Origin of the sequence: Arthrobacter gandavensis (assembly GCF_039528575.1) — a bacterium.
GTDB lineage: Bacteria > Actinomycetota > Actinomycetes > Actinomycetales > Micrococcaceae > Arthrobacter_B > Arthrobacter_B citreus_B.
The window spans coordinates 111151-125231 of the sequence record NZ_BAAALV010000007.1 but is presented as its reverse complement, the minus strand read 5'-3'; the positions used below and the strand labels follow the sequence as shown (position 1 = coordinate 125231).

Annotated in this window: 10 protein-coding genes and 1 tRNA gene; 5 read left to right on the top strand and 6 right to left on the bottom strand. The window is 68.5% G+C overall.

The genetic code is table 11. The features are described from left to right. Nucleotides 1–48 precede the first annotated feature (48 nt). Nucleotides 49–120, bottom strand: a tRNA-Gln gene (locus ABFX29_RS14145). Between the two features lie 117 nt (nucleotides 121–237). Between ABFX29_RS14145 and ABFX29_RS14140 the strand changes: the two genes are divergently transcribed. Further along, the gene (locus ABFX29_RS14140) at nucleotides 238–1311 is read left to right on the top strand and encodes a TetR family transcriptional regulator (RefSeq protein WP_338079145.1); all 1074 of its coding nucleotides are present in this window, start codon (nucleotides 238–240) and stop codon (nucleotides 1309–1311) included. A gap of 81 nt (nucleotides 1312–1392) precedes the next feature. Here ABFX29_RS14140 and ABFX29_RS14135 read toward each other — a convergent pair whose 3' ends face one another. From ABFX29_RS14135 to rsmA, 3 genes are read right to left on the bottom strand one after another with little or no spacing between them, the layout of a single operon-like run. Further along, nucleotides 1393–3252, bottom strand: a complete 1860-nt coding sequence (locus ABFX29_RS14135; protein WP_152228689.1) for an ABC-F family ATP-binding cassette domain-containing protein — start codon at nucleotides 3250–3252, stop codon at nucleotides 1393–1395. A gap of 6 nt (nucleotides 3253–3258) precedes the next feature. Continuing rightward, nucleotides 3259–4230 (bottom strand): 4-(cytidine 5'-diphospho)-2-C-methyl-D-erythritol kinase, encoded by a 972-nt coding sequence (locus ABFX29_RS14130; protein WP_152228803.1) that lies wholly within the window; start codon nucleotides 4228–4230, stop codon nucleotides 3259–3261. Between the two features lie 8 nt (nucleotides 4231–4238). Beyond that, nucleotides 4239–5117 carry a 16S rRNA (adenine(1518)-N(6)/adenine(1519)-N(6))-dimethyltransferase RsmA gene (gene rsmA, locus ABFX29_RS14125; RefSeq protein ID WP_152228690.1) on the bottom strand — a complete coding sequence of 293 codons (879 nt, stop codon included), beginning with the start codon at nucleotides 5115–5117 and terminating at the stop codon, nucleotides 4239–4241. 232 nt (nucleotides 5118–5349) lie between these two features. Between rsmA and ABFX29_RS14120 the strand changes: the two genes are divergently transcribed. Further along, on the top strand, nucleotides 5350–6585 hold the full coding sequence (locus ABFX29_RS14120) for a helix-turn-helix domain-containing protein (RefSeq protein WP_152228691.1): 1236 nt from the start codon (nucleotides 5350–5352) through the stop codon (nucleotides 6583–6585). Nucleotides 6586–6670: 85 nt separating this feature from the next. On the opposite strand, the gene ABFX29_RS14115 is transcribed toward ABFX29_RS14120, so the two are convergent. Together ABFX29_RS14115 and ABFX29_RS14110 are read right to left on the bottom strand one after the other, a co-directional pair. Next, on the bottom strand, nucleotides 6671–7795 hold the full coding sequence (locus ABFX29_RS14115; RefSeq protein ID WP_275124664.1) for a resuscitation-promoting factor: 1125 nt from the start codon (nucleotides 7793–7795) through the stop codon (nucleotides 6671–6673). Nucleotides 7796–8053: 258 nt separating this feature from the next. Beyond that, complete coding sequence (locus ABFX29_RS14110; RefSeq protein ID WP_152228692.1) at nucleotides 8054–8971, bottom strand: TatD family hydrolase; 918 nt, start codon at nucleotides 8969–8971, stop codon at nucleotides 8054–8056. A gap of 177 nt (nucleotides 8972–9148) precedes the next feature. On the opposite strand from ABFX29_RS14110, the gene ABFX29_RS14105 reads away from it, so the two are divergent. The 3 genes from ABFX29_RS14105 to ABFX29_RS14095 form a co-directional block, all read left to right on the top strand. After that, nucleotides 9149–10204: an AAA family ATPase gene (locus ABFX29_RS14105; RefSeq protein WP_152228693.1), complete on the top strand. Its 1056-nt coding sequence runs from the start codon at nucleotides 9149–9151 to the stop codon at nucleotides 10202–10204. A 24-nt stretch (nucleotides 10205–10228) separates the two neighbouring features. After that, a complete protein-coding gene (locus ABFX29_RS14100; protein WP_170287780.1) occupies nucleotides 10229–11683 on the top strand; it encodes a DUF58 domain-containing protein in 1455 nt (484 codons plus the stop codon). A gap of 89 nt (nucleotides 11684–11772) precedes the next feature. Further along, a partial coding sequence (locus tag ABFX29_RS14095) for a transglutaminase TgpA family protein (protein ID WP_170287781.1) occupies nucleotides 11773–14081 on the top strand: 2309 nt, incomplete at its 3' end.

The following is a 14081-nucleotide window of genomic DNA, read 5'->3' as shown; positions in this document are numbered from 1 at the left end:
ACGGCACCGGGGCAGCCTGCTGCTTTTCCGCGCGGCTGGTTCCCAGCGTTCCGCCCATAGGATTCGAACCTATACTCCACGGCTCCAAAGGCCGGGGTGCTGCCGTTACACCAGGGCGGAAAATGTGTGGCTGATGCCGCACACAAGAGTCCAGTTTGCCACGTCCGAACCCCGCTCCGCGACTCGGGCCGGCGGCGGCGTGCGGGGGCGGATCACGGCATTGCGTAGACTGGGACAGTGGCGAGAATAACAACTGCGCGGTCACGGCCGCGTATGACAGGAGTCCAGCGGCGGGCCCAGCTGATCGGCGTCGCCCGCTCCCTTTTCGCCCTGCGGGGACTTGAAGGTGCGACCATCGAGGACATTGCCGCCGGGGCCGGAGTGTCCAAGCCGGTGGTCTACGAACACTTCGGTTCCAAGGAAGCGCTGTACACCGAAGTGGTGGACACCGAATTCGACCGCCTGCTCGCGGCCATCACGCAGGCCCTGGGCGCAGATGCCGGCCCCCGGGTCCTGCTGGAACGGGCCGCTTATTCGCTGCTCGACTACATCGAAAACCACACTGACGGTTTCCGGATCCTGGTCCGGGATGCTCCCCCGTCGCAGCCTGAAGGTACGTTCTCAACCCTGCTCTCCCGCATCGCGGCGGATGTTGAGCACATCCTTTCCAAGGAGTTCGGCAGCCGCGGCCTCAGCGCGGAGGTGGGCGGAATGTACGCACAGATGCTGGTGGGCATGGTTGCCATGACGGGCCAGTGGTGGCTCGACGCCCGCACCCCGGACAAGGCCACGGTGGCCGCCCATCTGGTGAACCTCTCCTGGAACGGCCTAACCGGCCTGCAGAAAGAACCCGCGCTGGGGTACATCCCGGGCGGCGGGGCGCCGCTGGTGCTGACCCTCTCCGCCGTTCTGGTCCGGGACTCGGACGGCCGGATCCTCCTGGTCCGCAAGCGCGGCACCCGGAAGTTCATGCAGCCCGGCGGCAAGCTGGAGGCCGGCGAGGACTTCCGCACTGCTGCGGCGCGTGAGGTGAATGAGGAGCTCGGGCTGGCCGTGACGCCCGCCGAGCTTGCGGACATTGGCCGCTGGTACGGACCGGCCGCCAATGAGGCCAACACTTACATCGATGCCGGACTGTTCGCCCTCGCTCTTGACGGTCCCCGCGGGACCGGCAGCGCCGTCGTCCCCCGGGCCGCCGCGGAGATCGAGGAGACGCTGTGGCTGACCCCCGCCGAGGCATTCGCCCGCAGCGACATTTCACCGCTCCTGCGGGACCACGTGCTGCCCGAACTGCTCGCTCAGGAAGGTTAACCCCGCAGCTCCCCCTCATCGAGATAGCAGAAACTGCCCGTTTCAGCGCTGATACGGGCAGTTTCTGTCATCTCGATGGGGTTATTCGAGGATCTCAGAGGCCTCGAGCCACTGCATTTCAAGTTCTTCCTGCTCCGCGGCCACCGCCTGCAGCTTGGCGTTCAGGTCTGCCAGCACCTCAAAGTCGGGATTGCCTCCGGCGGTCTCCCTGTTCATCTGCTCATGGATCTTCTCCGACTGGCCGGCCAGCTTGGTCAGCTGCCGCTCGATCCGGGTCAGGTCCTTGCGGGCGTTGCGCTTCTCGGCTTCCGAGTGCGCGGACCCCGCAACTGCGGTGGCCACGGCGCCCGTGCCTGCCGCATCGGGGCGGGAGGCGCCTGCCTGGGCGGCCCGGCTGGCCTGCGAGGAACTTCCACCGCCGGCGCCGGTGGCCAGTGCGGCCTCCCGCAGCTGCAGGTACTGGTCGACGCCGCCGGGCAGGTCCCGCAGCTTGCCGTCGCCGAGAAGTGCCATCTGGGTATCGGTGACGCGTTCGAGCAGGTAACGGTCGTGCGAGACCACCACGAGGGTTCCGGGCCAGCCGTCCAGCACGTCTTCCACCGCGGCCAGGGTGTCGGTGTCCAGGTCGTTGGTCGGTTCGTCGAGCATCAGTACGTTGGGCTCCCCCACCAGCAGGCGGAGCAGCTGCAGCCGCCGCCGCTCGCCGCCGGAAAGTTCCCGCACCGGCGTCCACTGCCGCTGGGAGCTGAAGCCCAGCTGCTCCACCAGCTGCCCGGCGGAGAGTTCGCGCCCGCCGACGTTGAAGACGCGCTTCTCCTGCTCGATTACCTCGATGACGCGCAGGTCCGCGACGTCGTCCAGCTCGCGCACCTCCTGGGTCAGCACGGCGGTCTGGACGGTCTTGCCGCGCTTCAGCCGGCCCGACGTCGGTTCCACGGTGCCGTTGAGCAGGCGCAGCAGGGTGGTCTTGCCGGCGCCGTTCACACCCACGATGCCGAGGCGCTGCCCCGGAGCCAGGCGCAGGGTGATGTTCCGGAACAGCTGGGTGTCCCCCAGTTCCAGGGACACGTTCTCCAGGTCCAGCACGTCCTTGCCCAGCCGTGCCGTCGCCATCTTGTTCAGGGACAGGGTGTCCCGGGGCTCAGGCACGTCGGCAATCAGGGTGTTGGCTGCCTCGATCCGGAACTTCGGCTTGGAGGTCCGGGCGGGGGCGCCGCGGCGCAGCCAAGCCAGTTCCTTCTTGATCAGCTGCTGGCGCTTGCCTTCCACAACGGCGGCCATCCGGTCCCGTTCGGCGCGGGCCAGCACGTAGGCTGCGTATCCGCCGTCAAAGGGCTCGACGACGGCGTCGTGCACCTCCCAGGTGCGGGTGCAGACTTCATCCAGGAACCAGCGGTCGTGGGTGACCACCAGCAACGCTCCGTCGGTGGCCCGCCACCGCTGCTTGAGGTGCCGCGCCAGCCAGGCCACGCCTTCGACGTCGAGGTGGTTGGTGGGCTCGTCGAGCATGATGACGTCGTCGTCGCCCATCAGCAGCTTCGCCAGCGCCACACGGCGCCGCTGGCCGCCGGAGAGGGACGAGACCTGGGCGTTCCAGTCCACTTCCTGCACCAGGCCGCTCATCACGTCACGGATCTTCGGGTCCGAGGCCCATTCGTAGTCCGCGGCGTCGCCGACGATCGCCTGCCCCACGGTGAGGTCGCCGTCCAGCACGTCCGACTGGTCCAGATAGCCAACGGTGACGTCGCGGCGGCGGGTGACGCGGCCGCCGTCGGCGCTCTGCCGCTCGGCGAGCAGCCGCATCAGCGTGGACTTGCCGTCGCCGTTGCGGCCCACCATGCCAATGCGGTCCCCCTCATCGAGACCGAGGGAAACGGAGTCGAGGATGGTGCGGGTGCCAAAGGCGATGCTGAGGTTCTCAGCGCCAAGCAGGTGTGCCAATCGGAACTACTTTCGTCGATTCGGGTTTTGCCCTGCCGCGGGTGCTGCCCCGGGAACAGGACCGTGGACGGCCAGCGCGTTGTGTCCTTCTGCGCGCAGTGCCGTTTCCAGCCGTGCGGCGGACCCGGCGTCCTCGGCCAGGAAGGCCAGTGTGGGACCGGATCCGGAAACGATTCCGGCCAGTGCGCCAAGGCTGCGCCCGCGGTCCAGGACGCTTTCCAGTTCCGGTGCAAGGGACAGGGCAGCGGGCTGGAGATCATTGGAAATAACGCCGGCCAGTGCCGCAGCGTTCCCGGAGCGCAGTGCCTCAAGCACACGGGGGTCGGCCGCGGCGGGTTCGGGTGCCGGTGCAGCGCCCACGGCTTCGGCTTCAGCGCGCAGGGCATCCAGCCTGCCGTAGACGGCAGGGGTGGACAAGCCTGAGCCGGAGGCCACCAGGACCCAGTGCAGGGCAGACTGCGCCGGAACGGCGCTGAGCTGGTCACCAATTCCGAGCCCGACGGCGGCGCCGCCCTCGAGGGCGAACGGTACGTCAGCACCCAGCCTGGCTGCCAGCGGGCTGAGTTCGGCCCGGTCCAGTCCCGTTTCCCACAGCAGGTTGCAGGCCAGCAGGGCTGCCGCGGCATCAGCGGACCCGCCGCCCATGCCGCCGGCCACCGGAACGCGCTTGGTGATGGTGAGGTCCACGGCAGGGTCGGCGATCCCCGCGTGGGCGGCCAGTGCCGCGGCTGCCCGGGACACGAGGTTGTCCGGCCCCAGGGGGATGCCGTGGGCCGGGATCCGCAGCGGGCCGCCGCCTTCGACCCGGACGGTGATGCCGGGCTGCCCGGCGCGCGCGGCGCGCACCTCTTCCCGCAGGCTCAGCGCCAGGTAGACGCTGGCCACGGCGTGATAGCCGTCAGGGCGCAGCGGCCCCACCTGCAGTGAGACGTTGATCTTGCCCGGAGCACTGACCGTTACGGCAGCCGGGTCCTGCATGGCTGCGCTCACGATGCGGGTTTCGCCTCGGCAATCCGGGTGTAGGCGTCTATATCGAGGACTTCGCCGCGGGCACTGGGGTCCACACCGGCGGCGCGGAGCGCTGTCTCCGCTGCGGCCGGGCTGCCGGCCCAGCCTGAGAGGGCGGCGCGCAGCGTCTTGCGGCGCTGCGCGAAGGCAGCATCGATGACAGCAAAAACTTCTTCGCGGGTGGCGGTTGTTGCCGGCGGCTCATGGCGTTCGAAGCCAACCAGGCCGGAGGCGATCTTGGGGGCGGGCCAGAAGACATTCATGCCAATGACGCCTGCCTTGCGCATGGTCCCGTACCAGGCGGCTTTCACTGAGGGAACGCCGTAGGTCTTGGAGCCGGGCCTGGCGGCCAGCCGGTCAGCCACTTCATCCTGCACCATGACCAGGCCGTGGCGCAGGCTGGGGAACGTTTCCAGCAGGTGGAGCACAACGGGCACGGCAACGTTGTAGGGCAGGTTCGCCACGAGTGCCGCGGGTTCGGCCGGCAGTTCCGTAACGCGCATGGCATCTGCCAGGACCACGTGAAGGTTCTCTGCCTGCTCCGGCCGCCAGGTCTGCACCGTCTGCGGCAGCCGGGCAGCCAGGACCGGGTCGATTTCCACGGCCACTACTTCACGGGCGGCATCCAGCAGCCCCAGGGTGAGCGAACCCAAGCCGGGGCCCACTTCCAGCACGGTCTCTGACGGATCAACCGAGGCGGCAGCGACGATCCGGCGGATCGTGTTTCCGTCGATGACGAAGTTCTGGCCAAGGGTCTTGGTTGGACGTACGCCAAGCTCATCTGCCAGCGCGCGGATATCGGAGGCACCAAGCAGCGGTTTGGGCCGCGGAACGGGCGCAGAAACGGATTCAGTCACTGCCTCATACTAGCGCCCGTGGCCGCCGAGGCTCCTGTCCGCGGGCAAAGCCGCTAGTCAGGCCAGTCCCCCACGCAGTGCGAATCAACCGGCTTGAAAGGTGTCTGGAAAAGACTCATGGGATTCCTTCCGCGCTTTCGCTATTGCTCTGCCGAAGCCGCACACCGGACTGTAGCGTCCTTTACCGCGGCTGATCCAAGTCTGGCGCACCGGAAGAACGGCGGTAACGGTTATGGGCAAAACCTTCGGGAAAAGGCTGGAAACAAGCCGGCAGGAGAGACACCTCAGCCGCAGGGAACTGGGGGGACCTGAGCTGGCCGAGCGGGAGGTCTCCCTGCTGGAAACCGGGAGGCGGGAACCGGGACGGCAGGTCCTTGGCCACCTCGCCGAGCGGCTTGCTGCGGCACCGGGGTGCCCGCCTCGGGCAGGCGGCCCGAACAGCGCCATTTACCTGGGCCTGGCCGCCAGCCAGGCCTGGGATGAAAGAAACTACTTCGTGTGCCTGGAAACCGCGGTGGCTGCGGCCGCCGGCGCCCGGTCGGAGGACGACGCCGAGGACTGGTTTGAGATGTCCCTGCTGGCAGGAAACGCATGGCTGAAGCTTGGCCATTACCGCTTCTGCATCAAACAGGCTTCGGCTCTGGCACGGCACCCGCTGGCCCGCAGCCGGGCGGAGCTGAGGGCCAGGGCCCTGGAGCTGCTCGCCCGGGCCTGCCAGGGGGCAGGCAGGCTCCCGGAGGCCGTCCGCCACAGCCGGCAAGCGGTCGAATCAGCCCAGGAAGGACCTGCCGCGGCAGAGGTGGGCCTTGCTGCCTGCCTGAGCCTGGCGGCAGCGCTGACTGAGAGCGGCAGGCTTTCCCAGGCGTGGGAGTACTGCCGGGTCATGGTCCTCCCGCTGGCGGAGACCGTTCCGGACACGCTGCTGGCCGGCAAGGGGTTCTGGGCCGTGGGCAACGTGGCCTTCCGGCGCGGGGACACTGTTGCCGGGCTCCGCTACCACCAGCGCGCGGCAGCGCTGCTCAGCCCCCGGCTGGACGTCGGGCTGTGGGCATCGTTCAACAAGGCCTCGGCAAGCATGCGCCTGGCTTCCGGGCTGCACGATGAACAGACCTTCACGTGCATCCGCCGGGCCGAAGCGGCCCTCGCCGTCGTCGGCGCCTCCCGCGGCGATTCTCTGGACATAGTCCACGCACACGGGCGCTGGCAGCACCTGAACGGAAACTATTCGCGGGCTGTGGATTTGCTCTCGGAAGTGTGGGCGGAGCGTGGCGCGTTGTCGCCCCAGACGGCAGCGGAAGTCGCCCTCCAGCTTGGCCTCAGCCTCGGGTCACTGGGCCAGATGGAAGCCGCAGCGCACCGGTTGCAGGAAAGTGAATCACTGTTCCGAATGGCAGGGGCTGCTGACCGTTCCGGGCATGTTCGGGCACTGGCAGAAGCGCTGGCGGAGAATCCGGGTCCGGTTGGCTGAGACTCCTTCTTCGGCGGGCATGGAAAAGCCGGCCGCTGGGGCCGGCTTTTCCCTCCTGGATGACGGACGCTTCCCGTTGGCGGACCTAGAGCAGTCCCAGCTTGCGGGAGCAGGAAGGCCAGTGGCCCCATCCACCGTTGGCGCGCAGGTTTTCTGCGACAGCGATCTGCTGCTCGGGAGTAGCTTCGCTGGCAACCGGGGCGTATGCGCCGCCGCCGGCGCCGAGCCAGCTCTGGGTGCTGAACTGGAGTCCCCCGTAGTAGCCGTTGCCGGTATTGATGTGCCAGTTGCCGCCGGACTCGCACTGGGCCAGGGCCGCCCATGCACCCCCGGCGGGTGCGGTGCCTGACGGGGCAGCCGCTGCGGGGCGCTTCTTGGTGCCGACGGCCACCGTTTCTGCAACCGGTTCACGCGTGATGCTTTCGCTGGCCAGGACGCGGCTCACTTCGCGGCCGTCCACCACCACGGTGCTGAACACCCTGGTGCGTTCTCCCGCTGTTCCCGGGGAAGTGACTTTCTTTTCGCCTTCGAAGAGCTCGGCGTCGTCAACCGTGCGGGTCTCGAAGGGCACCGTCTCAATGACGGTGTCCTGTGTGCCTGCGGCCACCCGCGTCACCTTCAGCGTCATGCCGTCAGCAATTGCCGCACGGGCCGGAACTGAAAGCCGGTCCGAGGAGCCAAGGCTCACTCCGGCTTCTGCCAGGAGTTCTTCAACGCTCGAAGCGGTGGTCTCCAGCTGCGAGGTCTTGCCGTCAGCCAGCAGGGTGACGGTCTTGGGGGTGGAGATTGAAAGCCCGCGGACGGACACCAGGGAGCTGTCCAGCGAAGCGGACACCGAAGACTTTGCGGAAACCCGCAGTTCGGAAATCAGGTCTGCCACCGTGGAACCGGTGGTCTGGACGGTGTGGCCGGTACCGTCAACGTTCACGTTCACGGTCTTCGCCGTGGTTACTTCAATCGTGGTGCCGTCCTGGACCTCGGTGGCCGGATCGGGAACCACGCGGTCTGCTGCTGCGAGCTGTACGTCGGCCTTTTCCAGGACATCCTCAACGGTTCCGCCGAAGGTCATGATGTCGCTGGTTTCCCCGTCCACGCTCAGGACGACGGACTTGTTGGTGCCGACGAAGGCCACGAGTCCCAGGATGAGTGCCACCATTACGGCGGCCTGGCCTCCGAGCTTCAGCCCGCGCCTCACGATTGCAGTTGCCACGGAATTCCAAACTTTTCGAGCTTCCGGGCACGGGGACTTGGGCGCGCATCGGGCAGGGCTCCGGGTCTCACGGAGTGCCGGCGCGCGCAGGCAGGGACCATCGCCGTCGTGTTTACACCGGCTGCCGAGGCAGGGCATGGTTCTCTAAGGCGGTAGTTATCAGTCCGGAAGCCTTCCCCGACCCCGGCTAATAGGTCCCTACCGTAACCGAACCGTGACCTCCGGGCAAACTCCGGTTTCGGCCCGAAGGATTGACACCTAGTCCCAGGACCCGTAAACGGCGGTTGTGTTCGCGGCGATCGAGGAACAGAAATCAGCCAGGTCCGCTCCCCTGACTTCGGCCATCGCCCGCACTGTATACGGGATCATGTAACTCGCGTTGTTCCGTCCCCTGAAGGGGTGCGGGGTGAGGAAGGGAGCATCGGTTTCAACCAGCACCAGGGACGGATCCGCTGCTTTCAGGGCGTCCCGGATTCCTTCGGCGTTTCGGAAAGTCACGGTTCCGGCGAAGGACATGTACCACCCGTGTTCGTTGCAGATCCGGGCCAGCTCGGCGTCACCGGAGAAGCAGTGGAACACGACGGCGGGCGGAAGCTGTTCCTCCCTGAGGATCCGGACAACGTCCTCATGTGCATCGCGGTCGTGGATCTGGACCGCAATTCCCGCCCGCCGCGCAATATCGATGTGCCGGCGGAATGAATACTGCTGGGCATCCACTCCTTCCGGCGCGGTGCGGTAGTAATCCAGTCCGGTCTCCCCCACGGCCCGGACTCGGGGACGGACCGCGAGCGCCCCGATTTCCTCGAGGGCCGCCTCCAGCGTCCCGGCCAGGGCAAGCTCCGGCGCGTCGTTGGGGTGGATCGCGACGGCCGCCAGCAGCCGGGGTTCTTCCTCGGCAAGCCGAACGGCTTCGCGGGATGATTCAAGGTCCGTTCCCACCTGGACGGCTCCCTGGACCCCGGCTGCTGCAGCGGCGTCCAGCGCAGCGGAGGCGGTCCGGGCGCCGGGAACGCCGAAATCGAGGTGCGTGTGGTTGTCCATGACCGGGACAGGCAGCGGCTCGGGTGCGGGCGCGAAAGCCTTTTCGGCGCTGCGGCCTTCCTGCCGCTGGCTGTGTCCGCTGGCAAGGTAGGTCTGCGGTATTTCACCCGGAACATAAGCGCCGTCGATAGTCATGTCTTTAAGCCTAAGTGAGCTTGTACCCTGTACGTACTAAGTGCCCCGGCGGCTGCCGGGAACGGCTCTGGCGGGCCGCTTCGGCCCCCGCTGCCGGCGGGCGGCCGATGGGGCACTCAACCGCCGGCCGGGACTGGGCTCTTCCCCGGCCTACGCGCCGAGGCTTGGAAGGTATCCATGGACACCCGCAACACATCTGCTGCCACCGCAGGATTCGATGCGCCGGGCGCCGGGGCGCCGTTCGCCGGGAGCGCGGCCGAGGAGGCAGATTCCTTCCTTGCTGCCAGCACCCGCATCCTTGACGCCATCAACACGGTGATTGACGGCAAGGACGAGGCGGCCCGCCTGGTCCTGACCGTGCTCCTGGCGGAAGGACATGTGCTGCTGGAGGACGTACCGGGTGTCGGGAAAACCATGCTGGCGAAAACCCTCGCCCGGGCCGTGGACTGCTCCGTAACCCGTATCCAGTTCACCCCGGACCTGCTCCCTTCGGATGTGACAGGGGTGTCAATCTACAACCAGGATGCCCACCGCTTCGAATTCAGGCAGGGCCCGGTCTTCGCCAACATCGTGATCGGCGATGAGATCAACCGCGCGTCGGCCAAGACCCAGTCCGCGCTGCTGGAGTGCATGGAGGAACGGCAGGTGACGGTCGACGGCGGAACCTACCGGCTCGCCGAGCCCTTTATGGTGGTAGCCACCCAGAACCCCCTGGAGATGGAAGGGACCTACGCGCTGCCGGAGGCCCAGCGCGACCGGTTCATGGCACGGATCTCCCTCGGCTACCCGGACACTGCCTCGGAGATGGAGATGCTGGAAACCCACCAGTCCGTCTCTCCCCTGGAATCGATCGTTCCGGTGGCCTCCGTGCGGGACATCGCCGCGATGACCGCGAAGGTGCGCGACGTCTACGTTTCGGCAGCGGTCAAGGAATACACCGTTGCCATTGGAGCCGCTACCAGGGAACACCCGTTCATCCGGCTTGGTGCCAGCCCCCGGGCGCTGCTGCAGCTGCTTCGGGCTTCCAAGGCCCGGGCCGCGCTGGAGGGCCGGGACTTCGTCCTGCCCGACGACGTCGCCCGCCTGGCCGGGGCGGTCCTGCCACACCGGCTCATCCTCGAGCGGCAGGCGCTCGGCGCCGGTGAAACGCCTGCTTCGCTGCTGGCGGCAGTTCTCTCAAAGGTGCCTGTCCCCCGGCCGCCGGGAGCCCGTGCCGGAATGGCCCGGCCGTAGCCGATGAAGAAATCCGCGCAGTTCATGGCGAAAAGCCCTGTGCTCACCGGCCGCGGCTGGGGGCTGGTTGGCTCCGGAGTCGTGTCGCTGCTCGGCGCGCAGGTCCTGGGCCGGCGTGACCTGCTCCTGCTGGGACTGTTCCTTATCCTGATGCCGCTGGCCTCCGCGCTGGCCCTGCGGCTGTTGAAGCCGCAGTTCAGCGTGCAGCGCACCTTCAGGCCGTCCACTGCAGAGACCGGCACGCCGGTAAGCGTCGGACTCGCTGTGCACCCGGTGAAGCCCTTCGGCGGGACCGCGCGCATGACGGAGGGACTCCCGGCCCGTTTCGGCACCAGTCCCGAGTTCCGTTTCCCTGCCGCGCGGACGCACGCCGGCCATGCCAGCCGGTATGAGTACCGGCTGCGGTCCTCCCGGCGGGGCCTGTACCGGATCGGCCCGGTCAGCGCAGGCTTCCTGGATCCCTTCGGGCTGGCAGTCGTGCGGCACACCATAGGCGGCACGGATGACCTGGTGGTGAAGCCCGTACCGGTGGAGCTCCCCTCCGCAGTGCTGGACGGCCTGCGCGGAAGTGACGGATCAGTCTCCACCAGGGTCCAGGGGGTACCCAGCCAGGACGATGTGACAACACGCGAGTACCGGCACGGAGATCCGATGCGGAGGGTGCACTGGTCCGCCACCGCACGCCACGGCGAGCTGATGGTCCGCCAGGAGGAAACCGTGGCAACCCCCCGCGCCACCCTTGTCCTGGACCAGCGCGAATCCAGCTACGACCAGGGATTCCTCTCACCGTTCTGGTCCGAAAGCGCCGACGACGCCGCTCCGGCCAGTTCCGAATCGTTCGAATGGGCAGTATCGGCCGTGATGTCCATTGGCGCGGACCTGCTGGAGCGCGGATTCGCCGTCCGGCTCCTGGATGCGCAGGCCCGCCCGGGCCTGCAGCGTTCGCCCTCCAGCGCTGATCCGGACGCGGCCCTCTTCAGCGGCGCAGCGGCTGTCGGTGATCTGGGCGAGGGGCTGGCCGCCCTGGGCCTGGAGGAGGCCGATGCTGCGTCCGGTCCGCGCCCCCGGAGCGGTGCCCGGACACTGCGGACCCTGCGGAGGGCGGGCAGCCCGCGGCCGGCGGGTGCCCACCCGCATCCCGAGCGGAGCCTGCACCCGGGGCAGCCCGCCAAACAGCCTTTCGGCGGTGTGCTGCTGGAAGCGCTGCTGGACGCCCGGCACCGGGGACCGCTCGTGGTCATCACCGGCGTGCTCAGTGAGGAAGACGCGCGCAGGCTCGCACCGGCAGCGGAGGCGGTTCCGTCCGCCCTCGCCCTGGTTGTTACCGAGCGGCCGGCCGCCTCCGGAGCACAGTTGGCGCTCCTGCGGGCAGCGGGCTGGACGGCCGAAGCCGTGGCGCCGTCCCAGCCGGTGGCCGCCGCCTGGTCCGGAGCGGCGGAACACGCCGCAGCGCTGCTCCAGCCGGGACACCGGCCATGACGGCGACGCTTGCCCCGCCGGAACCGCGGCAGTCGAAGCCACGTCCCCGGACACGCCGGACAGGCGACGCCCAATGGGCGGGCGGGGCTGTGTCCGCCGCGGCTGTGCTGTTGTGTGCGCTGAGCGTTCACGGGGTACTTGACGGGGTTGCCTGGCTTTGGCCGCTGGGGACCGCGCTGGCCGCGGTGGCAGCCGGAACGGCGCTGGCCCGCTGGTTCAGGTTCCCTACCGCACTTGTACCGGTAGCGGGCATGGCTGCGCTGGCCCTGGTCCTCACGATGATGTTCTCGCCGGACGCGGCCTTCCTGGGGTTCTTTCCCACAGGTGCAACACTCGACCGGGCGCAGACACTCCTGGCGGGCGCCCAGACCACCGTGATTACCCAGGTCATTCCGGTCACCCCGGACGCCGGCGTGGTATTCGTGGCCTGCCTGGCGGTGGGACTGATCGCAGTCCTGGTGGATACCCTGGCTGTTACCCTCCGTATGCCGGCAGCCAGCGGGTTTGGCCTGTTTACCGTCCTGCTGGTTCCCGCGATCATCAAGCCGCAGAGTGTGGGGGTCGCGGGCTTCACGGCAGCGGCGGCCGGCTACCTTTTGATCCTGGCGTGGGGCACCTGGCAGGATCGGCGCGAGCGAGCCGGCGCGAATGCGGCACCGGATGTCCCCGCCCGGCCCACCGGCGTCCAGGCCGCCGGAGCGGCTGGCATCGGCGCGGGAGCCGTGGTGGCAGCCCTGCTGGTCTCCCTGGCTATTCCAGGCTTCAACGCCGGGGCCTTTCCCCAGGGCGCGCGGTTCAATTTCCTGAACGGCTCCACTGGCCTGAATCCCGTTGTTTCGCTGGGCAATGACCTGCGCCAGCCAACCGCAACCGGGCGGATCACCTACGCAACGGACTCCACCCGGCCGCTCTACCTCCGTTCCACCACCTTGGAAGACTTCTCCGGAACCCGCTGGGCGCCGGACACCCGGGAGGATGAGCGGGAATCCCTGGCGGAAGAGATGGCTCCGGCCGGTTCCGCGGATCCGGCCATCCCCACAGACACCGTGCGGACCCTGATCAGCTCTCCCAGTTACGCCAGTCCCTGGCTGCTGGCCCCCTATGCGCCCTCCTCCGTGTCCGGGCTTGACGGTGCCTGGACCTGGGATCCAACCACCATGACCATCCTGTCCGGCAGCGGCAGTTCGGAACCGCGTTCCGGGTACGAAGTGGTCAGCGAGTCGCCGGTGGTGACCAGTGACGCCCTCTCCGGGCTCCCGGCTGCTCCCGCCGACGCCGTGGAACCCAGGTTCACGGACCTGCCGGACGACCTCCCGCAGATCATCCGGGATAAGGCCCGGGAAGCTGTGGCGGACGCTGAAGGACCCTACGCCCAGGCAGTAGCCCTGCAGTCCTACCTGCGCGGGCCGCAGTTCGAGTACTCCCTTGAGGCCCCCGTGGAGGGCGGCTACGACGGAAACGGCATCGGCGTACTGGCCCGGTTCCTGGAACAAAGGTCCGGCTACTGCATCCACTTCGCCTCCGCCATGGCAGTGATGGCCCGTGAGGTCGGAATCCCGAGCCGGATGGGCCTTGGCTACGCGCCCGGGCGGGCCACCGGCAACACCGTTGCCGGCCCGGACGGAACGGAACTGGATGAGTTCGCCGTTGACGCGCGGGACGCGCATGCCTGGCCGGAACTGTACTTCGAAGGTGCCGGGTGGGTGCGCTTCGAGCCCACTCCATCGCGCGGCGTCGTCCCGGCGTACGCCGTCCAGCGGCAGCAGAACGCCGCGTCCGCAGCCCAGGCCGACGCCGATCCGCGGGAACTGCAGAATCCGGTACCTCCGGTGCTCCCTTCGGCCGCTGCGGCGCCCGATGCCCAGTCCCAGCCCCTGGAGCCCGGGGAAACCGCGGGAGCTCCCTGGGCCGGCGTCGGGATCGGCCTGCTGGTGGCGGGAGCAGCTGTACTCACCCCGTGGGCGCTGCGCCGCCGGAGGACCGGGCTGCGCAGGAGCGGGCATGCAGAGTCCGGCAGCGCAGCCCCGGCCTGGGCAGAGGCCACAGACCTGGCGCAGGACTTTGGTTATCGGGCCAGGACGGCTGACAGCCCGCGATCCTATGCTGACCGCCTCGCCGTCCAGGCAGGGCTGCCGCAGCCTGCCGCGAACGCGCTGGCCAGGCTGCGCACGGCCTACGAAGCTGAGGCCTACGCAGACCCCGCGTCGGCCACCGGTCCCGGCGCCGGGAGGTCTCCGGCGGACTGGCAGGACGTGCAGACCCTGCACGCCGCGCTGCGCGGGTCCGTGACCGTTCCGGCGAGGCTCCGGGCCGCGTTCATTCCGGCGTCGTTGTTTCCAGCTCCGCGTACCCGGCCGGTACCGGCGCCCGCTCAGCCGGCGGAACCGTCTCCAAGGCC

Coding starts and splice junctions, on each gene's coding strand:
- ABFX29_RS14105 (WP_152228693.1), top strand. CDS start 9,149: ATGGACACCCGCAACACATCTGCTGCCACCGCAGGATTCGATGCGCCG.
- ABFX29_RS14120 (WP_152228691.1), top strand. CDS start 5,350: ATGGGCAAAACCTTCGGGAAAAGGCTGGAAACAAGCCGGCAGGAGAGA.
- ABFX29_RS14100 (WP_170287780.1), top strand. CDS start 10,229: ATGGCGAAAAGCCCTGTGCTCACCGGCCGCGGCTGGGGGCTGGTTGGC.
- ABFX29_RS14130 (WP_152228803.1), bottom strand. CDS start 4,230: ATGCAGGACCCGGCTGCCGTAACGGTCAGTGCTCCGGGCAAGATCAAC.
- ABFX29_RS14110 (WP_152228692.1), bottom strand. CDS start 8,971: ATGACTATCGACGGCGCTTATGTTCCGGGTGAAATACCGCAGACCTAC.